The organism is Frigoribacterium sp. Leaf164, from assembly GCF_001423665.1.
Taxonomy (GTDB): Bacteria; Actinomycetota; Actinomycetes; order Actinomycetales; family Microbacteriaceae; genus Frigoribacterium; species Frigoribacterium endophyticum.
This window is the reverse complement of the sequence record NZ_LMOX01000001.1, coordinates 240,476-266,616: the sequence shown is the minus strand read 5'-3', so window position 1 is coordinate 266,616 and position 26,141 is coordinate 240,476. Positions and strand designations below refer to the sequence as shown.

At 74.5% G+C, this 26,141-nt stretch carries 28 protein-coding genes; 16 read left to right on the top strand and 12 right to left on the bottom strand.

Features of this window, described 5'->3' with window-relative positions:
• Positions 1-281: 281 nt before the first annotated feature.
• The gene (locus ASF82_RS01175) at positions 282-923 is read right to left on the bottom strand and encodes a hypothetical protein (RefSeq protein WP_056052318.1); all 642 of its coding nucleotides are present in this window, start codon (positions 921-923) and stop codon (positions 282-284) included.
• A 149-nt stretch (positions 924-1,072) separates the two neighbouring features.
• Between ASF82_RS01175 and ASF82_RS01170 the strand changes: the two genes are divergently transcribed.
• Complete coding sequence (locus ASF82_RS01170; RefSeq protein ID WP_056052315.1) at positions 1,073-1,741, top strand: response regulator transcription factor; 669 nt, start codon at positions 1,073-1,075, stop codon at positions 1,739-1,741.
• On the top strand, positions 1,738-3,411 hold the full coding sequence (locus ASF82_RS01165; RefSeq protein ID WP_082514188.1) for a HAMP domain-containing sensor histidine kinase: 1,674 nt from the start codon (positions 1,738-1,740) through the stop codon (positions 3,409-3,411). Before ASF82_RS01170 ends, ASF82_RS01165 begins: the two co-directional genes overlap by 4 nt.
• A 69-nt stretch (positions 3,412-3,480) precedes the next feature.
• Here ASF82_RS01165 and ASF82_RS01160 read toward each other — a convergent pair whose 3' ends face one another.
• On the bottom strand, positions 3,481-4,059 hold the full coding sequence (locus tag ASF82_RS01160) for a PadR family transcriptional regulator (protein ID WP_056052312.1): 579 nt from the start codon (positions 4,057-4,059) through the stop codon (positions 3,481-3,483).
• Between the two features lie 219 nt (positions 4,060-4,278).
• On the opposite strand from ASF82_RS01160, the gene ASF82_RS01155 reads away from it, so the two are divergent.
• Entirely contained in the window at positions 4,279-5,121 is an 843-nt protein-coding gene (locus ASF82_RS01155) for a Cof-type HAD-IIB family hydrolase (RefSeq protein ID WP_235491123.1), read from the top strand.
• A 49-nt stretch (positions 5,122-5,170) separates the two neighbouring features.
• Positions 5,171-6,139: a hypothetical protein gene (locus ASF82_RS01150; RefSeq protein ID WP_056052307.1), complete on the top strand. Its 969-nt coding sequence runs from the start codon at positions 5,171-5,173 to the stop codon at positions 6,137-6,139.
• A gap of 100 nt (positions 6,140-6,239) precedes the next feature.
• Here ASF82_RS01150 and ASF82_RS01145 read toward each other — a convergent pair whose 3' ends face one another.
• Both ASF82_RS01145 and ASF82_RS01140 read right to left on the bottom strand, forming a co-directional pair.
• The gene (locus ASF82_RS01145) at positions 6,240-7,823 is read right to left on the bottom strand and encodes a GMC family oxidoreductase (protein ID WP_056055528.1); all 1,584 of its coding nucleotides are present in this window, start codon (positions 7,821-7,823) and stop codon (positions 6,240-6,242) included.
• An 11-nt stretch (positions 7,824-7,834) separates the two neighbouring features.
• Positions 7,835-9,322 carry an alpha/beta fold hydrolase gene (locus ASF82_RS01140; RefSeq protein ID WP_056052305.1) on the bottom strand — a complete coding sequence of 496 codons (1,488 nt, stop codon included), beginning with the start codon at positions 9,320-9,322 and terminating at the stop codon, positions 7,835-7,837.
• A 180-nt stretch (positions 9,323-9,502) separates the two neighbouring features.
• On the opposite strand from ASF82_RS01140, the gene ASF82_RS01135 reads away from it, so the two are divergent.
• From ASF82_RS01135 to ASF82_RS15420, 5 genes are all read left to right on the top strand, one after another.
• The gene (locus ASF82_RS01135) at positions 9,503-10,468 is read left to right on the top strand and encodes a helix-turn-helix transcriptional regulator (RefSeq protein ID WP_056052302.1); all 966 of its coding nucleotides are present in this window, start codon (positions 9,503-9,505) and stop codon (positions 10,466-10,468) included.
• Positions 10,440-10,676: a hypothetical protein gene (locus ASF82_RS01130; protein WP_056052299.1), complete on the top strand. Its 237-nt coding sequence runs from the start codon at positions 10,440-10,442 to the stop codon at positions 10,674-10,676. The genes ASF82_RS01135 and ASF82_RS01130 overlap by 29 nt, the downstream gene beginning before the upstream one ends.
• A 102-nt stretch (positions 10,677-10,778) precedes the next feature.
• Positions 10,779-11,126: a hypothetical protein gene (locus ASF82_RS01125; RefSeq protein ID WP_156369877.1), complete on the top strand. Its 348-nt coding sequence runs from the start codon at positions 10,779-10,781 to the stop codon at positions 11,124-11,126.
• Between the two features lie 335 nt (positions 11,127-11,461).
• Positions 11,462-13,156, top strand: coding sequence for a ribonuclease J (locus tag ASF82_RS01120; RefSeq protein ID WP_056052293.1), 1,695 nt, complete (start codon positions 11,462-11,464; stop codon positions 13,154-13,156).
• 202 nt (positions 13,157-13,358) lie between these two features.
• Complete coding sequence (locus ASF82_RS15420; protein WP_156369876.1) at positions 13,359-13,556, top strand: hypothetical protein; 198 nt, start codon at positions 13,359-13,361, stop codon at positions 13,554-13,556.
• Between the two features lie 31 nt (positions 13,557-13,587).
• Here the strand turns inward: ASF82_RS15420 and ASF82_RS01110 are convergent, their stop codons facing one another.
• Entirely contained in the window at positions 13,588-13,992 is a 405-nt protein-coding gene (locus ASF82_RS01110; RefSeq protein ID WP_200931958.1) for an ATP-dependent DNA ligase, read from the bottom strand.
• A 440-nt stretch (positions 13,993-14,432) separates the two neighbouring features.
• On the opposite strand from ASF82_RS01110, the gene ASF82_RS01105 reads away from it, so the two are divergent.
• On the top strand, positions 14,433-14,819 hold the full coding sequence (locus tag ASF82_RS01105) for an MmcQ/YjbR family DNA-binding protein (RefSeq protein ID WP_056052287.1): 387 nt from the start codon (positions 14,433-14,435) through the stop codon (positions 14,817-14,819).
• A gap of 88 nt (positions 14,820-14,907) precedes the next feature.
• Here the strand turns inward: ASF82_RS01105 and phoA are convergent, their stop codons facing one another.
• Both phoA and ASF82_RS01095 read right to left on the bottom strand, forming a co-directional pair.
• Positions 14,908-16,830, bottom strand: a complete 1,923-nt coding sequence (gene phoA, locus ASF82_RS01100) for an alkaline phosphatase (RefSeq protein ID WP_056055525.1) — start codon at positions 16,828-16,830, stop codon at positions 14,908-14,910.
• A 188-nt stretch (positions 16,831-17,018) separates the two neighbouring features.
• Entirely contained in the window at positions 17,019-17,624 is a 606-nt protein-coding gene (locus tag ASF82_RS01095) for a TetR/AcrR family transcriptional regulator (protein ID WP_056052284.1), read from the bottom strand.
• Between the two features lie 154 nt (positions 17,625-17,778).
• Here ASF82_RS01095 and ASF82_RS01090 point away from each other — a divergent pair, with 154 nt between their 5' ends.
• Both ASF82_RS01090 and ASF82_RS01085 read left to right on the top strand, forming a co-directional pair.
• The gene (locus ASF82_RS01090) at positions 17,779-18,489 is read left to right on the top strand and encodes an SDR family oxidoreductase (protein WP_056052281.1); all 711 of its coding nucleotides are present in this window, start codon (positions 17,779-17,781) and stop codon (positions 18,487-18,489) included.
• 246 nt (positions 18,490-18,735) lie between these two features.
• Positions 18,736-18,915, top strand: coding sequence for a hypothetical protein (locus tag ASF82_RS01085; RefSeq protein ID WP_056052278.1), 180 nt, complete (start codon positions 18,736-18,738; stop codon positions 18,913-18,915).
• Between the two features lie 112 nt (positions 18,916-19,027).
• On the opposite strand, the gene ASF82_RS01080 is transcribed toward ASF82_RS01085, so the two are convergent.
• Both ASF82_RS01080 and ASF82_RS01075 read right to left on the bottom strand, forming a co-directional pair.
• On the bottom strand, positions 19,028-19,483 hold the full coding sequence (locus tag ASF82_RS01080; RefSeq protein ID WP_056052276.1) for an SRPBCC family protein: 456 nt from the start codon (positions 19,481-19,483) through the stop codon (positions 19,028-19,030).
• 114 nt (positions 19,484-19,597) lie between these two features.
• The gene (locus tag ASF82_RS01075; RefSeq protein ID WP_056052275.1) at positions 19,598-20,581 is read right to left on the bottom strand and encodes a DMT family transporter; all 984 of its coding nucleotides are present in this window, start codon (positions 20,579-20,581) and stop codon (positions 19,598-19,600) included.
• 72 nt (positions 20,582-20,653) lie between these two features.
• Here ASF82_RS01075 and ASF82_RS01070 point away from each other — a divergent pair, with 72 nt between their 5' ends.
• Together ASF82_RS01070 and ASF82_RS01065 are read left to right on the top strand one after the other, a co-directional pair.
• Positions 20,654-21,229 (top strand): CGNR zinc finger domain-containing protein, encoded by a 576-nt coding sequence (locus ASF82_RS01070; RefSeq protein ID WP_082514186.1) that lies wholly within the window; start codon positions 20,654-20,656, stop codon positions 21,227-21,229.
• Positions 21,230-21,339: 110 nt separating this feature from the next.
• Positions 21,340-21,885, top strand: a complete 546-nt coding sequence (locus tag ASF82_RS01065) for a hypothetical protein (RefSeq protein WP_056052272.1) — start codon at positions 21,340-21,342, stop codon at positions 21,883-21,885.
• Between the two features lie 92 nt (positions 21,886-21,977).
• Here ASF82_RS01065 and ppk2 read toward each other — a convergent pair whose 3' ends face one another.
• On the bottom strand, positions 21,978-22,889 hold the full coding sequence (gene ppk2, locus ASF82_RS01060; protein ID WP_056052269.1) for a polyphosphate kinase 2: 912 nt from the start codon (positions 22,887-22,889) through the stop codon (positions 21,978-21,980).
• A 288-nt stretch (positions 22,890-23,177) separates the two neighbouring features.
• Here ppk2 and ASF82_RS01055 point away from each other — a divergent pair, with 288 nt between their 5' ends.
• Positions 23,178-23,633, top strand: coding sequence for an Hsp20/alpha crystallin family protein (locus ASF82_RS01055; protein ID WP_056052267.1), 456 nt, complete (start codon positions 23,178-23,180; stop codon positions 23,631-23,633).
• 238 nt (positions 23,634-23,871) lie between these two features.
• On the opposite strand, the gene ASF82_RS01050 is transcribed toward ASF82_RS01055, so the two are convergent.
• Together ASF82_RS01050 and ASF82_RS01045 are read right to left on the bottom strand one after the other, a co-directional pair.
• Positions 23,872-24,750: an anti-sigma factor gene (locus ASF82_RS01050; RefSeq protein ID WP_056052265.1), complete on the bottom strand. Its 879-nt coding sequence runs from the start codon at positions 24,748-24,750 to the stop codon at positions 23,872-23,874.
• Entirely contained in the window at positions 24,747-25,256 is a 510-nt protein-coding gene (locus ASF82_RS01045; protein WP_056052262.1) for a sigma-70 family RNA polymerase sigma factor, read from the bottom strand. Before ASF82_RS01045 ends, ASF82_RS01050 begins: the two co-directional genes overlap by 4 nt.
• Before the next feature lie 198 nt (positions 25,257-25,454).
• Here ASF82_RS01045 and ASF82_RS01040 point away from each other — a divergent pair.
• The coding region (locus ASF82_RS01040) for a YceI family protein (protein WP_056052259.1) at positions 25,455-26,141 on the top strand (687 nt) is incomplete at its 3' end.

The following is a 26,141-nucleotide window of genomic DNA, read 5'->3' as shown; positions in this document are numbered from 1 at the left end:
GGGGGGGGGCCGGGGGGCCGGGGCGCCGGAGGGCCGGGGCGCCGGGGCGCCGGGAGAACGCCGTCCAGGATCGCTGATCCACTCCGGAGTGGAGCAGCCCGCCACGCACGCGCGCCGTGCCCGGACCCACGCTCCACTCCAGAGTGGAGCGACCGCACGCGCCGCGGAGTGGACATCGATCCGCTGATCCACTCCGGAGTGGATCAGCGGATCTGGACCGCACTTCCTGGTCGTGGCGGCGTCAGCCGCCGGGACCCGACGCTCGGCCGGGTCCCGCCTGCTCAGCTGCCGGTCGACGAGTCGTCGGCCGGCGCCTCGGGCGCATCCGTCGGAGCGGTCGGCGGCGTGGGCGCCGAGCCGTCACCGGGCACCGGGGGCGTCGAGCCGTCGGTCGGCGGCGTGGGCGCCGAGCCGTCGGTCGGCGGCGCGGGCGGCGTGGGCCGCCCCTCGCCGAGCGGGCCGGCGGGTCCGCCAGCACCGGACGGGCCGCCCTCGGGCCCGCCGGCCGCACCGGGGCCGCACTCCCCCGGCGCGGGCGGGGTCGGCGCGTCGGCGTCGGCGTCGTCCCCGGCCGGAGGCGCGGGCGGCGTGGGCGCCCCCGTCGCGTCGCCCTCGGCCTCGTCGCCCGTCGCCGACCCGCCCTGGTCGGGGCCGGTCGTCGACGGTGCGGTCGGCGTCGCCGAGCCCTCGCTCGGCGACGACGTGGCCGTCGAGGTGGCGCTCGTCGAGCCGGAGCCGGACGAGCCGGGGCCCGCCGCGAACGCCGCCGTCGACCCGAGCGCCGCGACGCCGAGCACGCCGACGGCGAGCCCGATCACGAGGCGCGGCCGGCGCCGACGGAGCGAGCTGCCGGGGCCGCCGTCGGCGCGGCCGTCGCCGGGCACCGGCGGGAGGGGCTGGGTGGGGGTGTCGTCGTGGGTCATGTCGTCTCCTCGTCCGGCGGGCCCTCGGGGCGGGGCCTCTCGACCGGTTCTCCACCAGGTTCACCAGCGGTCCTGAAGCGGTGCTTAAGAACAGCGTTCGCCCAGGTGACGGGCTGCTCGCCCATGGACGGCCCGCCTACGGTCGAGGGATGCTGCCTCCCGCCCGCGTGCTCGTCGTCGACGACGACGACGCGATCCGCGCCTCCGTCGTGTCCGCCCTCGCCGCGGAGAGGTTCGCCGTCCGCGGCCTGGTGTCGGGCGAGCAGCTGGCGGACGAGCTCCGCACCTTCGTGCCCGACCTCGTGGTGCTCGACTGGATGCTGCCGGGGCCGAGCGGCATCGTGCTCGCCGAGCGCGTGCGGCGGGCGAGCGACGCCGGCGTCATCATGATGACGGCGCGCGACGGCGTCGACGACCGGCTGCGGGGCTTCGGCGAGGGCGTCGACGACTACGTCGTGAAGCCGTTCGTGGTCGCCGAGCTCGTCGCCCGCGTGACGGCCGTGCTGCGCCGCCGCGGCCGCATCGCCGCCGTCATCGAGATCGACGACCTCGTCGTCGACCCCGACGCCGGCCTCGCGCGGCGGGGAGGGCACGACCTCGACCTCACGGCGACCGAGTTCCGGCTCCTGGCCCACCTCGCCGCGAGCCGGGGCCGCACCCTGTCGAAGACCCAGATCCTCACGCAGGTCTGGGGCTACGACCACGTCGACCCCAACCTCGTCGAGGTCCACCTCAGCGCCCTGCGCAAGAAGATGGAGGCTCACGGCCCGCGGCTCGTCCACACCGTCCGCGGCCTCGGCTACCAGGTGAGCGCGTGACGCCGTCCCGGTCGCGCGGCCGCTCGGGGTCGGCGCCCGGGGCTCCGCTCCGCACCGGCTCGCTGCGGACCCGGACGGTCGTCGCCGTGACCGCCCTGCTCGCCGTCCTGCTGCTCGCCCTCGCGCTCACCGTCCAGGCCCTCGTCGGCGACCGCCTCCGTGCCCAGGTCGTCGAGCGCCTCGGCGACCGCGCCGCCGCGGCCGCCGCGCTCGTCGGCACGGTCGACGACGACGACCTCGCCGACCGACTGTCGGCGCAGGGCGTCTCCGTCGTCGTCACCAGCCCGGACGGAGGCGCGGTGACGGCGGGGCCCAGCCCCGACGACCTGAGGGCGGGGCCGGGAGCCGACCCCCTCGGGGAGCTGCCGGGACCGGCGGGCGGGCCCCGCGACTCCGGCAGCGCCACCGGCGGGACGACCGGCTCCGGGGGCACGACGCCGCCCGACCCCACCAGCACGGAACCCACCAGCGGCGACGCGACGGTGTCGGTGACGTCGAGCTCGGTCGTCGACGACGGTGACCTCATCCGCTACGAGGCCGTGCTCAGCGACGGCACCGAGCTGGCGCTGACCGCGGGCACCAGCTCGATCGACGACACGCTCGCCACCCTGCGCGGGGTGCTGCTCGGGGCGTCGGCGGCGTTCCTGCTGCTCGCGGCGGGAGCGCTCGTGCTGGTCGTGCGACGGACGCTCCGGCCCCTCGAGCGCATGACGGCCGTCGCCCGCTCCATCTCCGGCGGCGACCGCGGTCGTCGCCTGCGGCCCACACGCCCGACCACCGAGCTGGGGCGCACGGCGGCCGCCTTCGACGAGATGCTCGACGACCTGGAGCGGGCCGAGGGGGCGGCGCTGGCCGCGGAGGCGCGGCTGCGGTCGTTCGTGTCGGACGCGGCCCACGAGCTGCGCACCCCGGTCGCCGGCATCCAGGCCGCCGCCGACACGCTCGTGCGGGCGCAGCTGGACGACGACGAGCGGGAGCGCCTCACGGTGCACGTGGTGCGGGAGTCGCTGCGGGCCGGTCGGCTGATCGGCGACATGCTGCTGATGGCCCGGCTCGACGAGGGTCTCGCGCTCGACCCCCGCCCCCTCGACGTGGCCGAGGTGGCGCGCGGGGCGGCCGAGCGTCAGCGGGTGCGCGGCGGCGACGTGGCCGTCGAGGTCGTGACGGACGGGCCGGTGCCGCCGGTGGCCGGCGACCCCGACCGGCTCGGGCAGGTCGTCGGCAACCTCCTCGACAACGCCGTGCGCCACGCGCGGTCGTCGGTGCGGGTCTCGGTGGTGAGCCGCGGGGTCGACGACACGGCCGAGGTGATTGTGCGGGTCGACGACGACGGTCGGGGCGTGGACGACGCCGACCGCGAGCGCGTCTTCGACCGGCTGGTGCGCCTCGACGAGGCCCGGGCGCGCGGCGACGGCGGGTCGGGGCTCGGGCTGCCCATCGCGCGCGCGATCGCCCGGGCGCACGGCGGCGACGTGGTGTGCCTGCCGCGGGCCGCGGGCGGCGGTGCCGACCCGGGGCTCGGCGGCGCGCGCTTCGAGCTGCGGCTGCCGGCCACGGCCCGGTCGGCCACGCAGTCGGCGGCGGCCCAGAGCTCTTCAGCACAGACGGAGACGCCCCTCCATGCACACCCGACGTGGCATGGAGGAGCGGAGAGGAACAGACCCGAATGACCGTTCCTCTCGGGCGCCACCCGAAGGCGCCCTGTGGACGATGCCCACGGTCACCTAGTCTACCAGGGACTAGCCGAGGAGCCGGGCGACGGCGGGGGCTCCGCTCTCCGTGCCCCGCGCGTCCGAGTCGGCCCGGCCGGCCTCGGCGGCGATGAGCTCCGCCGTCCACCGACGCTCGTCGTCCAGGACGGCCACGAGGCGGGCCGCGGCGAGGTCGCGGTGGCTGGCGGGCGCGTGCGCGTCGTGGGCGGCGACGAGCTCGCGGGCGGTCGCCAGCTTGTGCTCGACGGCGGACAGGCGCTCGCGCAGCACGGCGACCCGCGCCTCCGGCCTGACCTGGTCGAAGAGGGCGAAGCGGACGGCGAACTCCTCGTCGTTCGCGGCCTTCTCGGCCGGCAGCGTCGAGATGCGCTCGACGAGCTGGCGGCGGCCCACCTCGGTGAGGCTGTAGGTGCGACGGGCCGGGCGCCCCTCCTGCTGCTCGACCGCGACGGTGACCGCGCCGCTCTCCTCGAAGCGGCGGAGCGCCGGGTAGAGCGAGTTGTTGCTGACCGTCGAGAGGCTCGGCCGCACCACGCGGCGCTTGAGCTCGTAGCCGTGCAGGGGCCCCTCCTGGAGCGTCGCGAGGACGAGGATGTCGAGGACCATCCCTCCAGTCTGTCGACGGCCGGCCCCGCTCCCCGGGCTCTCCGGGCGTGGACGCCCCTGTCCACCCGCGCTTTCACCCGTGCGGCCCGCGCGCCGCCGCCTGCTCGTCCGCAGGGCGCACGGGGTGTCCCGGAGGCGCGGCGGGCCCCGCGCACCCCTCGCCGGCCCCGAGGAGGCGCGGTGCCGGCCACCCGCCCCGGTGCGGCAGAGTGGGTGACCGTGACCGACGACATCCCCGACATCCGACTCGTGGCCAGCGACATGGACGGCACCCTGCTCGACGGCGACGGGAACGTGCCCGACGCCTTCTGGCCCCTGCTCGACGACCTCGAGCGGGCCGGCGTCCTGTTCGCCCCCGCGAGCGGGCGCCAGTACCAGACGCTCGTCGAGGTGTTCGGCGAGCGTCCGGGCCTCGTCTTCATCGCCGAGAACGGCACGAACGTCGTGCGGGAGGGCGTGACGATCGCGATCGAGCCCCTCGACCGCGAGAGCGTCGAGCCGGTCGTGGCCTGGGCCCGCGGGGAGGCGGGCGTCGGCGACGCGGGCGACGCCCAGCCGGCCGGGCTGGTCGTCTGCGGGGCCAGGTCGGCGTACATCGAGCGGGTCGACCCCGAGTTCGTCTCGCACGTGCAGCGCTACTACGCGGCCCTCGAGGTCGTCGACGACGTGCTCGAGGCCTCCCGGCACGACGACGTGCTGAAGCTCGCGGTCTACGACCACGGCCGCGCCGAGGAGCGCACCGGTCCGGCGGTCCGGGCCCTGGGGCTCGACGTCGACGTCGTCGTCTCCGGGGCGAACTGGGTCGACGTCATGCGCCGCGGCGTGAACAAGGGCCGCGCCCTCGAGCGGCTGCAGCGTGAGCTCGGCGTGACCCGTGAGCAGACGATGGCCTTCGGCGACTACCTCAACGACCTCGAGCTCGTCGAGGCGGCCGGCTGGTCGTACGCCGTCGAGAACGCGCACCCGCTCGTGCGCGAGCGCGCCCGCCACGGTGCCCCCGCGAACACCGAGGGCGGCGTGCTGACGACGATCCGGGCGGTGCTGCCCCACCTGGGGCGCTGAGCCCGGCCGGTGCGGGGCCGGTGTCGGACGCCGCGGCTAGCGTGACGCCGTGCCGGAACCGATCGCGAGGTGGTGGGCGCGACGCCAGTGGTCGCGCGGCACCGACGTGCCCTACGAGGTCGGGCGGTTCCGCGAGGCGTGGGCGTCGTTCCCCGTGCTGATCCGGCAGTACCGGCCCGAGTTCAACGGCGGCGTCGTGCTGACGCAGATCCCGCCCGCCGCCGACGTGTGGCTCACCTGGCTCTGCGACGCCGGCCACCTCGTCGTGGCGACGCCCGACGAGCAGCGGTCACGGCCGGGCCGCGAGCGACGACGGTCGTCGTGGTGCCCCGACTGCACCGAGCTCGCCCGGCCCCGCACGCCGAGCCTGCCGATGGCGGCGACGGTGCGCCTGCCGGGCGACAGCCCCCTCGTCACCGGGCCCGTGGCACAGCCGAGCGGAGGCTCGACCCGGGGCCGCGAGCTCGAGGCGACCTGGGCGAACCGCCGGTCGACGGCGGGCGCCTCGGGCGGGCGACCGGTGCGGTCCCGCGTGCCCCGCGCCTCCCCCGGGCTCTGCCGCGCGACGCCCGACCTGCCGCCGGGCGAGCCCTTCGTCAGCAGCTGCGCACCGCCTCCGGCCTCCGCCGTCGAGGCGCAGCTGCGGGCCGACCTCACCGAGCGGCTGGAGTTCACGCCGGGGCAGAACGCCGTCCGGCTCGGCAAGCCGTTCTTCGACCACGTCGAGGCCTGGCCCGACATCGTGCTGCCCGAGCTGCGGGTGGCGATCGAGTACGACAGCACCGGGCGGCACGGGCTCGAGCACGTGGGGAAGCGCGAGGACGCCGACCGTCGCAAGGACCGCGCGCTGCGCGGCGTCGGCTGGGAGGTCGTGCGCGTCAGGACCGGCAAGCTGCCCGCGCTCGGCCCGTACGACCTGCAGGTCGGCGGCCTAGGGCGCACGACGGTGCCGCTGCTGCTCGACCGGCTGCGCGAGATCCGCGGCGACCTCCTCGTCGACGCCTGGCTGCGCCGCTGAGGCGGCGCGCGCAACGCGGCGCGTCGCACATCGAGGTGACCCGTCCTGGGCCTCCGCAGCGGCGGAGGGGCCAGGTCGAGTCACCTCGACGCGGCTGCAGCTAGGCCGCGACGACCTCGTGGCTGGTCGTCTCCGCCGAGGAGGCGGTGATGCCGACCGAGGCGAGGTACCGCTCGGCCGTGCGCAGGCCGAGCGCCATGATCGTCAGCGCCGGGTTCGCGACGACGGCGCTCGGGAACACCGAGTTGTCGCAGACCCACAGGTTGGGCACGTCGAAGCTGCGCCCCTCGGCGTCGACCACGGCCTCCGCCGGGTCGGTGCCCATGCGGCAGGTGCCGATGGTGTGCGCGGTGCGGGCCAGCACCCGGACGTCGCGCCCGCCGGCGGCCTCGACGATCGCCGTCATGGTGCGGACGGCATGGCGGTCGAGCGCCTTCTCGTTCTCGCCGGGGGTGAAGGTCACGACGACCTTGGGCACGCCGAAGGCGTCGAGCTCGTCGGTCAGCTCGAGGGTGTTCTGCTCGTACGGCAGGCACTCCGCGTTGATGCCCACGCCCGCCATGTAGCGGTACGAGTGCATCGCGTCGACGAGCTCGCTGCCCCAGAGGCCCGCCCCGCGGGCGAGGGTCGTCGCGAGGGTGAGAGGCATGACGCCGAGGCTCTGGATGAGGTAGCCGCCGACGAAGTCGGCGCCCTCGGGCCGGTAGAAGTCCTCCGAGATGATCGACGACGGGTAGCCGCGGTGGCCGCGCATCTCGTCGTCGAACGTGGCCCAGACCTGCGTGGCGCCGTGCGCCATGAAGTTCTTGCCGACCTGGCCGCTGCTGTTCGCGAGACCCGTGTGCAGCAGGAGGCGGGGCGTCTCGACGCCGCCGGCGCAGAGGAAGAGGGCTGCCGTGCGCTGACGGTGCTCGACGCCGTCGCGGACGAAGACGACGGCCGAGACCTCGCCGTCGTCGTCGAGCTCGATGCCCGTGACCACCGAGTCGGCGCGGATCTCCGCGCCGTCGCGGACGGCCTTGGGGAGGTAGGTGGTGTCCATGCTGACCTTGGCGCCGTTGCGGCAGCCCTGGTGGCAGCCGCCGCAGTTCACGCAGGCCTGGCGGAGGCCGCCGCCCTCCTGGCTCCAGTCACGGGTGACCAGCGCCGCCGGGGCGTCCGTCGCGCGGATGCCGAGGGCCTCGCAGCCGCGCAGCATCATGTCGCTCGACGCGTTGCGCGCGGGCGGCGGGAGCTCGTACGACCGCGAAGCGTCCCACGGGTACTCGGCGGGGCCGGAGACCCCGACGAAGCGCTCCACCCGCTCGACGTAGCCGATCAGCTCGTCGTGGTCGACGGGCCAGTCGACGCCCTGGCCCGTGAGCGAGCCCAGCGTGAGGTCGCGCGGGTCGGGGCGGGGCGTGAACGCGCCCCAGTGCAGGGTCGAGCCGCCGACGCCCTTGCCCGAGTTGTTCTGCCCGAAGGCGGTGGGGGTCTCGCCGCCGCTGAGGCGCTCGTCCATCCAGTTGATGACCACCGCCTCCGCCTCGTCCGACGTGTAGTCGGCGGGGCCGAGGTTCGAGCCGGCCTCGAGGGCCACGACCCGCAGCCCGGCGGCCGCCAGCTCGGCGAGGATCGGCGCTCCGCCCGCGCCCGTGCCGATCACCACGGCGTCGACGACCTCGTCGTCGGCGTACCTGGTCATGTCGTCCAGCTTCATCGGACCACCTCCATCCGGGGCTCCCAGCCCTCTCGTTCACCGGCGGCGAGCCGGCGGAATCCTTGCATGCGGAGGCCGTCGCCGCCGTTGGCGAAGCCGTCGAAGCCGATCTCCTCCATCGTCGCCGGGTGGGCGAGCCACTGGCGGACGAGGTCGACCCGGACGTCTTCGAACCAGGCCGTGAGCTGCGCGACCGTGAACGGGTGCGCCTCGTCGTCGCGAGGCGGCCCGTCGTCGCCGTCGGCGCCGTGGTGCGAGCTGCCGCCGCCGCTGTCGCCGTGGGCCACCAGCTCGGGGTCGGGGTCGCCGGCCACGATGGCCGTGACGAGGTCGGACCGCTGCTCGGCGGTCATCGCGGTGACGCCGACCAGGGCGTCGAGGCCCGTGCGGTACGCCTCGGGGTCGCTCGGCAGGTCGGCGTTGCGCCAGCCGTCGCCCTCGCCGCGGGCGAGCTGCGCGTCGACGCGGGCCGCCAGGTCGATGGCCGCGCCGCGCTGCGGCACGACCAGGTCGGCCAGGGTGCGGAGCGTGGTCAGCTGCTGGTCGTCGAGGACGACCGGGCGGTAGTCGGTGTCGTCGGCCACGGCGCGGCGCGCGAGGATGCCGCGCGTCTTGGCGGTCGTGCGTGCGGAGGCGAGGGTGGCCACGAAGTCGGGCGAGGGCGCCGGGCCCACGCCGGCCTGCTCACGCCAGAAGGTCGCGACCGCGTCGGCCACCTCGTCGGGCCGCTCGAGGGGCAGCAGGTGGCCGGCGCCGTCGAGCACGAGGTGCCGGGCCCGCGCGTAGACGGGGCCGTTGACCCGCCGCTGGGCGTCCGGGCCGAGGTCGCCGTCGGCGCCGCCCGCGACGATCAGCGCCGGCAGGTCGAGCACGCCGACCTCGGCCGACCAGTCTTCGCGGCTGCCCTGCTCGAGCCAGGCCTGCCAGGCCTCGCCGGAGGCGCGGCGCACGTCGGCGACGGCGGCCGCGTCGGCCGGAGGGTCGAGGGGCGCACCGACGTTGGCGTCGACGAACTCGCGGGCGGCGGCCTCGTCGAGGGCGCCCGTGCCCGCTCCGCCGCCGACGGCCTCGCCGTCGCCGCCGGTCACCCAGCCGATCATGGCCTCCCGGCGCTCCTCCTCCATCGGCTCGGGCGACGGCGGGGAGGCCGCGAGCAGCACGACGCCGGCGAGGCCGAACACCCCGCCCTTGCCGGCCAGGGTGCGCGACGCGACGATCGAGGCGATCTTGCCGCCCATGCTGTGGCCCACCAGGAACCAGCGCGAGGCGCCGCTCTCGCGGATGCGCCGGGTCACGAGCCGCACCATGTCGTCGACGGTGACGCCGTCGCGGGTGTCGGCGTCGCCGAAGCCGGGGAGGTCGAGGGCGACGACGTCGACCACGCCGCGGAGCCGCTCGGCGACCCCGTCGAACTCGCGCGCGCTCGACCCGAGGGCGTGCAGGCAGAAGGCCACCGGGAGGGGGCGCGTCTCGGTCGACGTCATGGGTTCTCCTACTGGGTCGCGAGAGGGAAGTACAAGCCCCTTGACAGTACGGACGACCCCCGACAGAACTCGCAGCCGGGGTACGGGCTCGGCCCCGGCCGCTCCGAGAGCGGCCAGCCGGCGGAGAGGGGCCCTGACAGGGCGCCCTCCCGGGGGCCGTCCCGTCGTACCGTCGTGGGCATGGACATCGACGCGACGAGCACGGAGACCGAGATCCGCGACTTCCTCACCAGCCGGCGCGCGCGCGTCCGGCCCGAGCAGGTCGAGCTGCCGGGCGGCCCCGGGCGTCGCGTGCCCGGGCTCCGCCGCAGCGAGGTCGCCCTGCTGGCCGGGGTCAGCGTCGAGTACTACACGCGCCTCGAGCGAGGCCGGCTCGGCGGCGCCTCCGCCGCCGTCCTCGACGCCCTCGGCACGGCCCTCCTGCTCGACGACGCCGAGCGCGCGCACCTCGCCGACCTCGCGCGGGCCGCCCGGGAGTCGCCCCTCGCGGCGCGGCGTCGGCCCCGGCCGCCGAGCCGGGTCTCGCGGGCGATGCAGCTCACCCTCGACTCGGTGACGGCGGGCCCGGCCTTCCTGCGCAACGGCCGGATGGACGTCCTCGCCGAGAACGCCCTCTTCCGCGCGCTCTACAGCGACCTCTACGCGCTGCCCGAGCGCCCGGTGAACCTCGCTCGCTTCGTCTTCCTGCACCGCGACCTCGCCGAGCGCTTCTACCCCTCCTGGTCGGTCGCGGCCGACATCAACGTCGCCATCCTCCGCACCGAGGCGGGCCGCGACCCGCACGACCGCGCCCTGCACGACCTCGTGGGCGAGCTCTCGACCCGCAGCGACGAGTTCCGCGTCCGCTGGGGAGCCCACGAGGTGCGCCACCACGTCTCCGGCCAGAAGCGGTTCACGCACCCGGTCGTGGGCGACCTCGAGATGGTCTACGAAGCCATGGAGCCGATGGGCCAGCCGGGGCTGAACCTGCTCGTCTACGCGGCCGAGCCGGGCTCGCCCACGGAGGAGCGCCTCCGCCTGCTCGCCAGCTGGGCGGCCACCGTCGACGCCGACGAGGGCCCCGCGACCGTCACCCCTGACCCCGCCCACCCGACCCGAGCCCCTGAGGAGGCACGCCGTGCTGAGCGTCCCCGACCGCCCCGCTGAGCCCGGCTGCGGCGACGCCCGCACCGCCGCCTCCCCCCCGCCCGTCCGCCACGGGCTCGGCGCCCGTCTCGCGACCTGGTGGGCAGCCACGGCCGAGATCACCGAGCTGACCCGTGACCGGGAGCAGGAGGCGCGGGTGCGCGACGAGATGGCGGTGCGCCTCGCTCCGGGCCCCGGGGCCTTCGCCGACCTCTTCCGTCGCCGCTGACGACGCGCGCCGCGGAGGAGCGGGCAGACCCGGGCCGGACACGGCAGGATGGTCGTCGTCCGCCCGCCCGGCGGCCCCGCCCCGACCGTCGAGGAGAAGCCCGTGCCCCGTCTGACCTCGGAGGAGCTCGACGGCTGGGTCCGTGAGTTCCACGCCCTCGAGCAGGCCCACCCCTCGTCGCCGCAGGCCGTCGACGCCTCGTGGGACGAGTCGATGGTCGACACCGCCCTCATCGTCGTGCGGCTCGAGACCTCGGGCACCGAGGTCTTCCTCCGTCGCGAGATCGGCGGCTCGCCCGAGTGGACGGTCACCTTCGAGGCCCGCGAGCGCGACGCCCGGGCGACCGCCGACCAGGTGCTCGCCCTCGCCCTCGAGGTCGGCTCGGTCGCGAGGCTCTGCGCCTTCCTCACCGAGAAGACGACCGCGCACATGGAGCGCCTCGCGCGCTGACCGGCGCGGCCGGCCGACGCCTCCCGTTTTCCCACTTGGGCCCCACTCGTGACATGCTCAGGGGAGAACGAGGCCGCAGGACGCCGTCTCGCCGGCGAGCCGCGGTCACGACCGGGCCTCCGCACGACACCCGCCCTGCACCTCACGGCCGTGCCGGTCTCCTCACGGGAGCCGCCCACGGCCCGCACCACACGGCGTCGTCGCCCTGCCTCCCCGGCCTGCGACCACGCCCTCCACGACATCAGGGAGACCGGCAGAACGTGCCGGCTCCCGACCGCGAGGCCCGCTCGACCGCGTGCTCCGCTCAGCGACACCCCTCCGACGGAAGAAGACCGATGTCCACGATCAAGCACGAGCTCGACCTCAAGAAGCCCCAGCCCCTGAAGCGCGGCGCGCTCCGCGTCACCCCGATGGGCGGCCTCGGCGACGTCGGCCGCAACATGACCCTCTTCGAGCACAAGGGCAAGCTCGTCGTCGTCGACTGCGGCGTGCTCTTCCCCGAAGAGACCCAGCCCGGCATCGACGTGATCCTGCCCGACTTCACGGCGCTGCGCGACCGCCTGAAGGACGTCGAGGCGATCGTGCTGACGCACGGCCACGAGGACCACATCGGAGGCGTGCCCTACCTCCTCAAGGAGCGCCCCGACATCCCCCTGGTCGGCTCGAAGCTGACGCTCGCCTTCATCACGGCGAAGCTGCAGGAGCACAAGATCACGCCGATCACCCACGAGGTCGCCGCGGGCGACCATCACCAGGCCGGCCCGTTCGACCTCGAGTTCGTGGCCGTGAACCACTCCATCCCCGACGGCCTGGCCGTCGCGCTCCGCACGAGCGCCGGGCTCGTCCTGCACACGGGCGACTTCAAGATGGACCAGTTCCCGATGGACAAGCGCATCACCGACCTCAATCACTTCGCCCGCCTGGGCGACGAGGGCGTCGACCTGTTCATGACCGACTCGACCAACGCCGAGGTGCCCGGCTTCACGACCGCCGAGAAGGACCTCGGCGCCGCGATCGACCGCGTCTTCCGCGAGGCGCCCAAGCGCATCGTCGTCTCGAGCTTCGCCAGCCACGTGCACCGCATCCAGCAGGTGCTCGACACCGCCCACAAGCACGGCCGCAAGGTCGCCTTCGTCGGTCGCTCGATGGTGCGCAACATGGGCATCGCGTCCGACCTCGGCTACCTGAACATCCCGCAGGGGCTCGTCGTCGACCTCAAGCAGCTCAGCAAGATGCCCGACAAGAAGATCGTGCTCATCTGCACCGGCTCGCAGGGCGAGCCGATGGCGGCGCTGTCGCGCATGGCCAACCGCGAGCACATCATCAAGGTCGGCGAGGGCGACACCATCCTGCTCGCCAGCTCGCTGATCCCCGGCAACGAGAACGCCATCTACGGCGTCATCAACGGCCTGATCCGCTGGGGCGCGACGGTCGTCCACAAGGGCAACGCGAAGGTGCACGTCTCCGGCCACGCCAGCGCCGGCGAGCTCACCTACTGCTACAACATCGTCAAGCCGAAGAACGTGCTGCCCGTGCACGGCGAGTGGCGCCACCTCACGGCCAACGCCGACCTCGCCATCGCGACCGGCGTGCCGGAGGACCGCGTGCTCGTCGTCGAGGACGGCGTCGTCGTCGACCTCGACCGTGGGCGCGCCAGCATCGCCGGCCGCATCCCGGCCCCTTACGTCTTCGTCGACGGCGCCACGATCGGCGTCGCGACCGAGGACGCCCTGAAGGACCGCCTCTCGCTCGCCGAGGAGGGCCACATCACCGTGCTCGGCATCTTCGACGAGGGCGCCCAGAAGCTCGTCGACCCCGTCGAGTTCATCCCCCGCGGCTTCGTCGAGGCCGCCGGCTGGGAGAAGCAGGCCGAGGACGTCGCCGAGAAGGCGCTGCAGCAGGCGACGGCCCGCGGCAAGATCGACGGCGAAGCCGCCGAGCAGGCCATCGAGGACGGCCTGAGCCGTTGGTTCCTCCGTCGCCACCGCCGCACCCCGGTCATCACGACCGTGGTCGTCGACGCCGACTGAGCCGACGGCACCCCGCACCACCCGCCCGCACGGGCGCCCGAGAGCCCCGGAGGTCACGACCTCCGGGGCTCTCGGCGTGCGCGCCTACCTCGTGCACCGCGCCTCCGGCAAGCCCCCACGACGATCAGGGTCGTCGGCGTACCGTCGAGATCAGCCCCCCGGTGCGTCGACGAGGACGCCCCCGAGGGCGGAGGAGGCGCGCATGAGCACCACGGACCACATCACGTCGACCACGGCCCCGGGCACCGCCCGCGCCCGGGAGCTGCCCTCGCGCGACTGCCCGTCGTGCGGCGGCCCCCGCACGATGAGCGGCCGCGTCGTGCCGCACGGCATCCACGTCGTGCGCTGGCGCTGCCACCGGTGCGGGACGTCGATGACGACGCAGGGCCGCGACTGCTGACGCCTCCCCGGCACCTCGTCGAGCGACGGTGCTACCCGACGGGCGGTCGTGCCCGACGTGTCCTCGGGGGCTCCGGGCGGTCGCTGGCCCAGTCGACCTGGGCGCCCGCCGACCCCAGCAGCGTCGTGCTCGGGTCGAGCTCGGGCTCGGGCTCCGGGCGCAGGCCCCGGCCGGAGGCGGCGCCGGCGTAGAGCGCGTCGAGCCATGTCGGGTTGATGTCGATCGCTCGACTGCCGGCGAACTTGAACCGCAGCCCGATGGTGGGCGCGAGCCAGACGGTCGACCGGCCGTCGCCGGTCTCGATCGGCTCCTTCCAGGAGAAGACGAACGACTCGCCCGCGCGGAACTTGTTGACGATGACGATCTGGAGGTGGGCGAGGAGGCGGTCCTCGACCTTGAACTCGAGCTGCTCACCGTCGTAGACGATGTAACCCATGGGGTGCTCCGTTGATGAGGCGCACGGACCGTGCTGGGCAGCGGGGTCCGGGCTGCGGTGGGGTGTGTCCGTGCGGGGCACCCCGCACTGCGCCAGCCCGTTCAGCGGTGCCGCCCTCGGCGGCGTGGCCACGTCGGTGACGCGCCCGCTCGGCTCTCCTCAGGTGCCCAGGCTAGCGGTCGTGACGGGCCGTGGCGGCAGGGACCCGACCCGAACGGGGCCCTGCCGCCGCTCCCCCGGGCCCGACCGGCGAGAGCACGTCTCGGCCACCTGAACCCCGGCCGAGACTCCCTCACGATGCCGGAGCGTGACCGGCCCAGGTAGTTCTGGACATAAGGCGCTCCGCGGGGTAGGGCTGCGTCACGGACGTCGTCGTAGGCTCGTGCTCGTCGTTCCGCCCGCGCGGCCGCCACCCCCGCCCCCCGACCCCCGGAGGAGACATGCACGCCGACTCGCTGCAGGAGCGCGCCGCCGCCCGCGCAGAAGAGCTGCCGGGCGCCGGCCTCGAGCACCCCTTCGGCCCCGACTGGGAGGTCTGGAAGGTGCGCGGCAAGGTCTTCCTGCTCATGGCCGAGGTCGCCGGCCAGCCCGTCGTGACGGTCAAGGCCGCGCCCGACGACGCCACCGCGCTCTGTGCGCAGCACGACGACGTGTCGCCCGGCTGGCACATGAACAAGCGGCACTGGATCACCGTCCGGCCCGGCGACGACGTGCAGGCCGACCTGCTCGACGACCTCGTCACCGAGTCGTACCTCCTCGTCGTCGAGGGGCTCCCCCGCGCCCGGCGCCCCGTCGACCCCGCCACCTTCGCGGGCGGCGTCGGCTGAGGCGGCGAGGCCCGGGGCAGGACGACGGGAGGCGCGGTGCCGTCGGGCACCGCGCCTCCTGTGGTCTGCCGGTCGCCCGGCCCGTCCGCTACAGCTGGGCGCCGGAGTGGTCGAGCACGGAGCGGCGGCGACGACGCGCGACCAGCACCGCACCGGTGCCCGCGAGCATCAGCGCGAGGAGCAGCGCGGGGACCATGTCGGAGCCGGTGAAGGCCAGCGGGCCGGAGCCGGAGGCCGTCGTGCCGGCGCCGCCGGCGCCCGTGCCCGAGCCACCGGGGACGGCGGCGGGGGTCGGCGAGGCCGTGGGGGCCGGGGTGGGCGCACCCGCCGCGACCAGCACGTCAGCACGGAGCTCGACGCCCGACTGCACGCCGACCAGCGTCACCGAGCCGGCGCCGAGGGCGGTCGGGGCCGTGACGGTGAAGGTCGCGACGCCGTCGACGACGTCGACGTAGCCCAGGTCGACGGGGTCGCCCGACGCTGGGGTGTAGACGCCGGAGACCTGACGGTCGCCCTCGACGCCCGAGGCGGTGACGGTGAAGTCGGTGCCGGGGGCGACCTCGGCCGGGGCCGAGACGGTGCCGTCGGCGCTCAGGCCGTCGAGGTCGCGGTCGAGCTCGAGCGCGTTCACGATGGTGAAGAAGTTGTCGGTCTGGTCGATCAGGCCGACGACGTTCGCGGCGCCGGGGCCGTAGCCCGCGACGCGGAGCTGCGTGCCCGTGTGCTGCTGCGAGCCGCCGGCCGCGGCGGTGCCGTAGGCGATCTTCATCGTGCTGCCCTCGGTGGTGAGGAGCGCGGTGCTGAGGGTCGCGGGGGGCGTGCTGTCGACGATCTGGCTGGTGTGCGCGTGGTCGGCGGTGACGATGACCATCGTGTTCCCGTCGGCCTTCGCGAACTCGAGCGCGGCCTGCACGGCCTCGTCGAGGTCGAGCACCTCGCCGATCTGGCCGCAGGCGTCGGCGCTGTGGTCGCGCTTGTCGATGGAGGCGCCCTCGACCTGGAGGAAGAAGCCCTGGTCGCCGTCGAGCAGGTCGATCGACTTCTCGGTCAGCGAGCGGAGCGAGAGGTCCGTCGACAGACGGGCGGGGTTCGGCGTGCACGCCTGGGGCGCGAGGTCGGCGCCGCCGACCGTCGCCGTGCTGGGCGCGAAGCGGGTCGGGAAGTTGCCGTCGGTGAAGGTGCCGAGCACCGGCGAGGCCTGGTCGGCCGCCGTCAGGGCGCCGAGGCCGGCGGCGTCGCCGACGACCTGGTAGCCGCGGTCGGCGGCCTGGTCGAAGAGCGACTCGCCCTGGTACTGGCCCGCACGGGCGCTCTGGCGGAACGACGCCGAGCCGCCGCCGAGGGTGAGGTCGGCACGCGTGCCGATGATCTGCTCGCTGATCGAGCCGAGACCGCCCTGGTCGAGGGCGTCGGCGCCGCACTGGGTCACCGAGTCGGGGCCGTAGCAGCTGCGGGCGGCGACGTGGGCGGCCTGCACGGCCGGCGTCGCGTCCTGGATCTCGGCGGTCGACACGTTGCCGGTCTTCTTGCCGTTGGCCTTGGCGATCTCGACCAGGGTGTCCTGCGGGGTGCCCGCGATGTCGACCGAGACGGCGTTGTCGTACGTCTTGGTGCCGGTGGCCCAGGCCGAGCCGGTGGCGGCGGAGTCGGGCACGTAGTCGGGCTTGCCCGCCTTCGTCAGCGAGTAGGTCGTGTACTGGCCGGTGAGGGGCAGCGCGTCGATGCCGGGCAGCTCGCCGCCGGCGCCGTACTGGTAGTTGCGGGCCGAGGTGATCTCGGAGTCGCCCATGCCGTCGCCGATCAGCAGGATGACGTTCTTCGCGGGGCCGGCCTGCACGGAGTCGAGCAGGGCCTGCGTGCTGTCGTCGGAGCTGCGGGCGGCGCCGCCGTTCTCGGCGACGTCGGCGGGGGTCGCCGCGAACGCGGCTCCGGGGAGGAGGGCCACGGAGGCGGCGAGCGCCATCGCTCCCGTGGCGAGGGCCGCGCGGGTGCGGCGGGTGGTGGATGACATCGTGTGGTCCAGCTCCAGGTGATCGGTGGTGCGGAGGGAGGTCGTCACCCCCTGATCGGGGGACCGTCACAGTGCAGTCGGGCAGGGTGAACGGCCGGTGTCGCCGCGGCGTCGCCCGGGTGACGCCAGCCCGACGAGTTGCACGCTGTGCACAGACACGGACGCCCCGCGTCCCCGCGCCCCGCCCGTCACTCGCCTCGGAGCACGACCTCCAGCTGAGCCCTCAGCGCCGCCACGATCTCGGGCACCTCGAGCGACTCGTCGACCGCGGATGCCATCGCGACCATCAGCACGGCCGAGACGACGCGGGCGAGCACGGCGGCTTCCTCGGGGCTCCGACCGGCACGGTCGGCGACGATGTCGGCCAGCGCCTCCTCCGTCCTGGCCACGATCGCGAGCGCCGCCGCGTGGTGCGGCTCGGCGGCGTCGCCGAAGACCATCTCGCGCAGGTAGGTGCGGCCGTTCTCGACGTGGCTGCGGTTGCACTCGACGATCGGCGTGACGAGGGCGACCACCGCGTCGACGAGCGCCGCCTCGCCGGCCGCCGCGGCGAGGCCCCGCTCGAGCGCGCGCTCGTAGGCCGCGTTCTGCGCCAGCAGCAGCAGCTCGCCCTTCGAGCGCGCGTAGAGGAAGAGCGTGCCCGCGCCGACGTCGGCGGCCTCGGCGACCTGCTGCGTGGTGACCTCGTCGACGCCGTGCCGCGAGAACAGGTCGGACGCGGCCCGGGTGATGCGCTCGAGCTTCTCCTGCTTGTTGCGCTCTCGACGGCCGAGCGGGGCGGATGTCGACGACATGGGAACTCCTGGAATGAGAACTGACTCTGCTCAGTTGTGACGAGGGTCAGTCGCTGGCGATCGGGTACGCGCACCGCATCATCCCACTCACGAGCGACGACGACCCGCCCGGGGCGACGCGACCGCACCGCCCCGACCCCCTGGAAGGAACCCCATGACCACCATCCGCGACTCCGTCGTCCTCGTCACCGGCGCCAACGGCGGCATCGGCACCCGCTTCGTCGAGGCCGCCCTCGCCCGGGGCGCCGCGAAGGTCTACGCCACGGCCCGCACCCCGCGCAGCTGGAGCGACGAGCGCGTCGTGCCGCTCACCCTCGACGTCACCGACGCCGCGTCGATCGCCGCCGTCGTCGAGGCGGCCCCCGACGTCACGGTGCTCGTCAACAACGCCGGGGCGAACGCCCCCGAGCCGGGCATCCTCGCGAACACCGACGCCGAGATCCGCGAGAACGTCGAGACGAACTTCTTCGGCCCCCTCTTCCTGGCCCGCGCCTACGCGCCCCTGCTCCGCGCCCACGGCGGCGGCACGGCGATCATCGACATCCACTCCGCCCTCTCCTGGTTCGCGGTCGCCGGCATCTACTCGGCGACGAAGGCCGCGCTCTGGTCGGCGACGAACTCGCTCCGCCTCGAGCTGCAGCCCGCGGGCGTGCAGGTCGTCGGCGTGCACGTCGGCTACGTCGACACGGCGATGGCCGCCGGCGTCGACGACGCGAAGACCGACCCCGCCGTGCTCGTGGCCGACGTGCTGGACGCCCTCGAGGCCGGTGAGCACGAGGTGCTCGCCGACGAGACCTCGCGCCAGGTGAAGGCCGCCCTGTCGGCGCCGCTGGAGGCGCTCTACCCGCAGCTCGCCCGCGGCTGAGCGACGGCGACTCCGGGCCGGCCCGCGCGACGTCCGGCGCCGGCCCGGGAGGCGCGGGCCGACGACCCGAGGGAGGCGCGGCCGTGTCTCCGAGCACGCTGGGAACGGGGTACGATCGCTCGTCGACGACGGACGCCCGGGGGCGGGGCCGGACGCGCCTCCCGCCTCCTACTGGGGGCAGCACGCGGAGGGCTCCGTGACGCACCATCGTCTGACGCACCCCGCCGTGACACCCAGGAGAACCGCATGACCACGCCTGTCGCCCCGCAGACGCCCGAGCTCGCCGCCCCCGACGCCGCGACCGCCCCGGCCCACGCCCCGCGCCGCCCGTCGTACCGCGACGACGACGTCGCCCCCGCCGTCTGGGACACCGCCCGCGAGGAGCGCCTGCGCCTCGCGCCCCCGGCCGCCGCCCCGATCGGCTGACGCCCGGCGGCCCGCACCACCGCCCCCGACGACGACGAGACGCCCCGCAGCGGGCGACCGTGGTCGTCCGCCGCGAGGCGTCTCGGGGAGTGCGGGGGTGAGCCCGGCCTGATCAGGCCTGGACGTCACCGCGCCAGGCGCCGTCGGCCTGGCCCTGCGACTCGATGTACTCCTTGAAGTTCTGGAGGTCCTTCTTGATCGCGCGGTTGTCCTGGCCGAGCGACGAGCCGACCTTCTCCAGGAAGCCCTCGGGCGTCCAGTCGATCTGCACCGTGATGCGGGTCTCGGAGTCGCTGAGCTTGTGGAAGGTCACGACGCCGGCGTGGTCGACCTCGCCGCCCGTGCTGTTCCAGGCGACGCGCTCGTCGGGGTGCTGCTCGGTGATCTCCGCCTCGAACGTCTTCTCGACGGGGCCGACCTTGACCTTCCACACCGTGAGGGTGGGGGTGGTCTGCGTGATGGACTCGACCTCGTCGAGGAACTTGGGGAACTCCTCGAACTGGGTCCACTGGTTGTACGCGACGGAGACGGGGACGCTGACGTCGACGGTCTCGATGGCCTGTGCCATGGTGTGCTCCTTGATCGATGGGGTGGTCGTCGGCTCGGCGCTGCTGCGCCTCCCCGACTTCTCCCTCGACGCTAGGGAGGCCTGCCCGACGAGGGCCAGATGCACGACGGACGGTCAGGTGGGGGACGGCGCCGACCGCTCCGGCTCCTCTACACCCGCCGCGACGAGCACGCGCGCCGAGTCGTCCCGCTCGGCGCTCGTGTCGGCCCGCACGGCGACGATGCCCGCCACGATCAGCGCCCCGCCGACGAGCTGCAGCGCGGTGAGCTGCTCGTCGAGCAGCACCCACGCCCAGATCGCCGCCGCCGCCACCTCGAGCAGGCCGACGAACGAGGCGAGGCGCGACCCCAGCATCGAGCTGGCCGTGATGCTCGTGGCGTAGGCGAGGCTGGTCGCGACGAGGCCGACGACGAGCATCGGCACCCACCAGGGCACCGTGCTGCCGAGCACGACGACGTCGTCCGCCGTGGCGGTGAAGGGCACGAGGCCGGTGAGCCCCAGCAGGCCGAGCAGCGCCGAGCCGACGAGCAGCCCCGAGGCGGCCAGCGCCACGGGCGGCAGGCCGTCGGAGGGCAGGGCCGCGATGACGAAGTACCCGGCGCAGCAGACCATCGCCGCGACGCCGAGGGCGATGCCGACGGGGTCGAGCGCTCCCCCGCCGCCGGGCGAGACGACGAGCAGCAGGCCGGCCGCCGCGACGGCCGACCCGACGAGCACGACGGCGGCGGGCCGTCGCCGGGTGGCGACCCACGCGACGGCGACGAGCAGCAGGGGCGCCATGTACTCGAGCAGGATCGCCGTGCCGACGGGGATGTGCTGGATGGCGGCGAAGTAGAACACCTGCGTGCCGGCGACCCCGATCACGGCCATGCCGAGCACCCGTCGTCGCGCGCGCCAGACCGGGGCGAGGCGGCCCCGCAGGGCGACGAGCGCGAACGGCGCCAGCACGACGCCGCCGACCAGGGCACGCAGGGCGACCGCGGCGACGGGGCTCCAGCCGCCCTCGAGCAGCGGCTTCACGAAGGGCCCGGAGACCCCGAAGGAGGCGGCGGCCACGACCGCGACGAGCAGGCCGGTCGAGAGATGGCGACGAGACACGGGGTACCCTCCAGTCAGGGCCGTTCGGCCTGTTGATCCTGACGTTAGAGCGGGAGACGACAAGGAGTCAAATTGCTTTTCGCCCCTGACACGGAAGACGTCCTCGACTTCAACGCGGCCCTGGTCAACACGACGGCCGGGGCGTCGCGCTCCGGCGGAGACGAGCTCGCGACGCCCGCCCAGCTGGACGCGCTCATGACGACCTTCGGCTTCTCGGGGCGGCGCGACCGCGACGAGGCCGAGCTCGAGGCGGTGCGGCGGGCCCGCACGCGCCTCCGTGAGCTCTGGCTGCTGCCCCGCGACGAGATGGTCGGCCCGGTCAACGAGCTGCTCGAGCGCCTGCACGCGGTGCCCCGGCTCGTCCGCCACGACGACCTCGACTGGCACCTGCACGCCACCCCGCAGAGCGCGCCGCTCGCCGACAGGATCCTGGTGGAGGCGGTGCTCGCCCTCGTCGACGTGGTCCGGTCGGACGAGACGGCGCGGCTGCGCCCCTGCGCGGCCGACGACTGCGACGGGCTGTTGGTCGACCTCTCGCGCAACGGCTCGAAGCGGTTCTGCAGCGTGCGCTGCGGCAACCGGATGAACATGGTCGCGTTCCGCGAGCGTCGGGCCGCCGAGGAGGCCGACCGGCCCGTCGACCGCTGAGCCGTCGCCCGCGCGGAGCGCATCCGAGCCCGTTCGTCAAGGCCCTCCGGGCTCCGCGGAGGCGGCCTACCGTCCGCCGGACCGCACACCATCGACCTCGGGGAGAACTCATGTCTCAGCGCAACACTTTCGTCCGCAGCCTGCACGACCTCGGCGCCGCCGCCTGGTTCGGCGGCACACTCATGGGCGCCGTCGGCCTCAACGGCGGCACGGCGGAGGCGAAGGACCCCGTCGAGCGCCTCCGCCTCTCGTCGATCGGCTGGGCCACGTGGGCGCCCGTGCAGTGGGCCGCGATCATCGCCCACGGCATCGGCGGGGTCGGCCTGATCGTCGGCAACGAGAGCCGCCTCGGCGGCCAGCCGTCGTCGCGCCGCAACACGGTCGTGAAGTCGGTCGTCACCCTCGCCGCCGTCGGCGCGACCGTGTGGTCGGGCATCGAGGGCGGAATCATGGCGAAGAACGCGGAGCACGGCGCGGAGGGCGTCACCGAGCCCGACGCCACCGCCTCCGCCTCCGAGACCCTCGCCGCGGCGCAGAAGAAGCAGAAGGCGCTGCAGTTCGTCATCCCGGTGCTGACCGGGGTCGTGCTCGTCATGGGCGCCCAGCAGGGGGAGCAGCAGCGCCCGCTCGCCGGGCTGCTCGGCTGGCGCCGCTAGGTCACCAGACCGCCGGACCGCCGGACCGGACCGCCCGGCCGGACGGGTCCCGGGACGGGCGGGGGCGCCTCCCCGGCTCCTCCGCCCGCCCGTCAGTCGCCGTCGCCGGACCGCTTGCCCCGCATCACGATCAGCGGGTCGGGCTGTCCGACGACGGCGTCGTCGCGCCCGTCGTAGTCGAACTGGCCGAGGAAGAACCGCATCGCGTTCAGCCGTGCCCGCTTCTTGTCGTTCGACCGCACGATCGTCCACGGCGCGTGCTTCTTGTCGGTGCGGCGGAACATCTCGTCCTTCGCGGCGGTGTAGTCGTCCCAGCGGCCCAGCGACTCGAGGTCCATCGGCGAGAGCTTCCAGCGACGCACGGGGTCGAGCTGCCGCATCGCGAAGCGCGTGCGCTGCTCCTTCTGCGACACCGAGAACCAGAACTTCGTGACGTGCACGCCCGCGTCGACCAGCATCTTCTCGAAGACGGGGGCCTGCTGCATGAACGTTTCGTACTCGTCGTCGGTGCAGAAGCCCATCACCCGCTCGACGCCGGCCCGGTTGTACCAGCTGCGGTCGAAGAGGACGAGCTCGCCGGAGGTCGGCAGGGCGGCCACGTAGCGCTGGAAGTACCACTGGCCCTTCTCCCGCTCGCTCGGCGTGCTGAGCGCGACGACCCTCGCCGTGCGGGGGTTGAGGTGCTCGGTGAAGCGCTTGATCGTGCCGCCCTTGCCGGCGGCGTCGCGCCCCTCGAAGAGCACGACGGCCTTGCGGCCCGTCTCCCCCAGCCAGTTCTGGCACTTGAGCAGCTCGACCTGCAGTCGGTACTTCTCCAGCTCGTACTCGCTCCGGTCGAGGCGCTCGTCGTACGGGTAGTCCTCGCGCCAGGTGTGGACCGGGTTGCCCGCCGGGTCGATCAGCTCGGGCTCGACGGTGTGGCCGCCCGACACGCGGTAGCCCTCGTGCCGTAGCTGCTCGATGTACTCGCGGAGCGACTGTCCTGTGGTGGGGTCGAGGGTCATGCCCTCGACGGTACCGAGCCGGGAGCGGGGCCGACCGGGGGTGGCGCTCGGCGCCTCCTCGTGGTCTCGCGCACCGCCCACGACGCACCACGAACTCGCACCGGAACCACGTCGCGGCCTGGTTCGCGGGCGAGGACGTGGTTCCTCGCCGTAGCTGTTCTCAGCGAGGTCCGAGCGGGCTCGGAGCATCCGTTGAGGCACGAGCTAGCCCTCGTTCCTATCATCGCGTCATCGACCTTGAGTCGAGGTGACTCAAGGTCTCGACCACGACTGAGAGAGGAAGCACCCATGGCCCTGTCCTTCGACCCCTTCACCGAGCTCGACCGTCTCGCCGGCACCCTGCTGTCACAGCGCCAGGGCCCGAAGGCCATGCCCGTCGACCTGTACCGCGAGGGCGACCAGTACGTGCTCGCCGCCGACCTGCCCGGCATCGACCCGGGGTCCGTCGACGTCGACGTCGACGGCCAGCTGCTGACGATCACGGCCCGGCGCACGGCCGGCGACCACGCCGGGGCGACCTGGCTGGCACAGGAGCGCCCGCACGGCTCGTACCGCCGCCAGTTCAGCCTGGGCGACGGCGTCGACACCGAGGGCATCACGGCGAACTACGACAACGGCGTGCTGTCGGTGGTGATCCCGGTCAGCCAGCGGGCGAAGCCGCGGCGGATCGAGGTCGGCAGCGCCCGATCGGGCGACGGTGGGGCGCAGCAGCTGTCGGCCTCGCCGGAGGCGGCGACGGCGTAGCCGTCGACCCGCACCTGCCGCCCCTGCCCGCCCGTCGACCTCGGAGGAGGTGCACCATGCTCGAACGCCGCACGTTCTTGTCGCGGGCGCTCGCCGAGCCGCTCGGCGAGCACCGTGCGTACTACGACCCGTCGGCGGACGACGTCGACGCCGACTGAGCGGCGACACGAGGGCCCCGCCCGGCACTGGCCGGGCGGGGCCCTCGTCGTGGGGAGGAGGGGGCAGAGGGCGCTGCGGCTCAGAGGGTGGTGCGGGTGAGGACGGTGGTCGAGTCGGCGGCCGTGATCTCGACGCTGCGCAGGCGGTCGAGCGGCAGCTTCGACGAGGCCGCGAGGCCGGCCGCGCCGCCGGGCGCGCTGTCCCAGGTGGCGACGACGGTGCGGGTGCCGTCGATCTCCTCGACGACGAGGTCGTACACGCCGGTGCCCTCGAGGTCGGCGGCGTAGGCGCACTCCCAGTCGAAGCGCGTGCCCCAGGGAGTCGCGGTGACGGAGAGGTCGGCGGTCACCGCGCCCCCCACCAGCGACATCATCGCGACGGGGACGGCGGGCGTCGGCGTGGTGACCGAGGCCGTGGGCTCCGCGACCCGCCCCGACGACGAGCCCAGCGCGTAGCCGCCGCCGGCGAGCAGCACGACGGCGAGCACCGCGGCCGCGCCGACCAGGGCGCGCCGACGCGGGGAGGAGGGCCGGCCGGAGGCGCGGGGGCGCGGCGCAGGACGCCCCGGTCGACGTCGGGCCGGCGTGCGGGAGCCGCGCGACGGGTCGGCGACGGGGGCTGGCGTGCCGGCCCGCGACTCCTCGGGGTCGGGCTCGGGCTCGGCGGCACCGACCCTCGTCTCGACGGGGGCGGGCGCCGGGGAGGCGACCCGCGCCTCCTCGGCGATCGCCACGGCGTCGTCGACGGGCAGCAGGCGGAGCACGGCGGGGAGCCCGGCGAGATCGGCGACGGAGGCGGTGCACGCCTCACAACCGCAGAGGTGCCGCTCGAAGCGAGCGCGCTCGTCGGTGCTCAGGCCGCCGAGCACGTAGGCGGCGTCCCATTCGTGGACCGCGTCGTGCTCGCGCCGGAGCTCGGGCTCTCGGCGGGCGTCGGGGCGGCCGTCGCGGTCGGTCATCGGGTGACTCCTCGTTCTTGCAGGGCGAGCCGCAGGGCCTTCGCGGCGTAGTGCAGCCGCGACTTCACCGTCCCGGCCGGCACCCCCTCGATCTCTGCGGTCTCGGCGACGGTGCGACCCAGCCAGTAGCAGCTCACCACGACGCGGCGGTGCTCGCCCGAGAGCGAGCCCAGGGCGTCAGCGACGAGGAGGCGGTCGAGGACGGCGTCGGAGGCGTCGGTCACGGGAGCGCCCTCGGGCAGGTCGTCGGTGGGGAACTCGTGGGCGCGGCGCGCGCTGCGGCGGTCGTCGATCACGAGGTTGCGGGCGACGGTGAAGAGCCAGCGGCGGGCGGGCTCGTCGTCCTCCGCGAGGATGGCGGCGCTGCGCCAGGCGCGCAGCAGGGCCTCCTGCGCGACGTCCTCGGCGAGGCCGTGGTCGCCGGTGAGGCGGTGCACGTAGCGCACGAGCACGTCGCCGTGCGCGTCGTGCAGGGCGCGCAGCCGGGCTGCTCCGTCGACGTCCATCGCCACCTCCTCACCTGTACGACGAGACGGGGGGCCGGATGGTTCACCGTCGCGGCATCTTCGCACCCCGGGCTGCCCGCTCCGCGGTCGCGGCGGACCTGACAGTGCGCTGGGAGGCTGAACCCCGGACAGCCGCCGCCCGTCGTTCCCAGTGACGGCACCTCCGTCGTCGCCGCCCTCGACCAGCAGGAGATCACCGTGAAGAAGAAGACCGGCATCATCATCGGAGTCAGTGCCGCCGTCGTCGTGGGCCTCGGAGCCACCGCCGCGTTCGCCGGCCCCGCCTTCTACCGCGACGTCGTCGTCGGCGCCCCCGAGGCCGCCCCGACCGTCGCGCCGACCGCCGGCGGCAGCACCCTCGACGCCAGCCAGCTGACCGGCGACTGGCAGGTCGGTGACGGCAGCACCGCCGGCTACCGCGTCGACGAGGTGCTCAACGGCACCGACGTCACCGTGGTCGGCACGACCGACCAGGTCACCGGCACCATCACCGTCGACGGCTCGTCGGTCTCGGCCGCCACGATCGACGTCGACGTCGCGAGCATCGCGACCGACAGCGGCAACCGTGACGAGTACTTCCGCGGCACGGCCCTCCAGACCGACCAGTTCCCGACCGCGACCTTCACCCTGACGCAGCCGATCGACGCCGCGGTGCCCGCCGACGGCGAGGTGGCGACGACCGAGGCCACCGGCGAGCTGACGATGCACGGCGTCACGCAGCAGGTCACCGTCCCGCTGCAGGCCGCGCTCTCGGGCGACGGGGTGCAGATCAGCGGGTCGATCCCGGTCACCTTCTCCGACTACGGGGTGCAGGCCCCCGACCTCGGCTTCGTCAGCGTGGAGGACAGCGGCACGGTGGAGTTCCTCGTCGCGGCGACCCCCGCC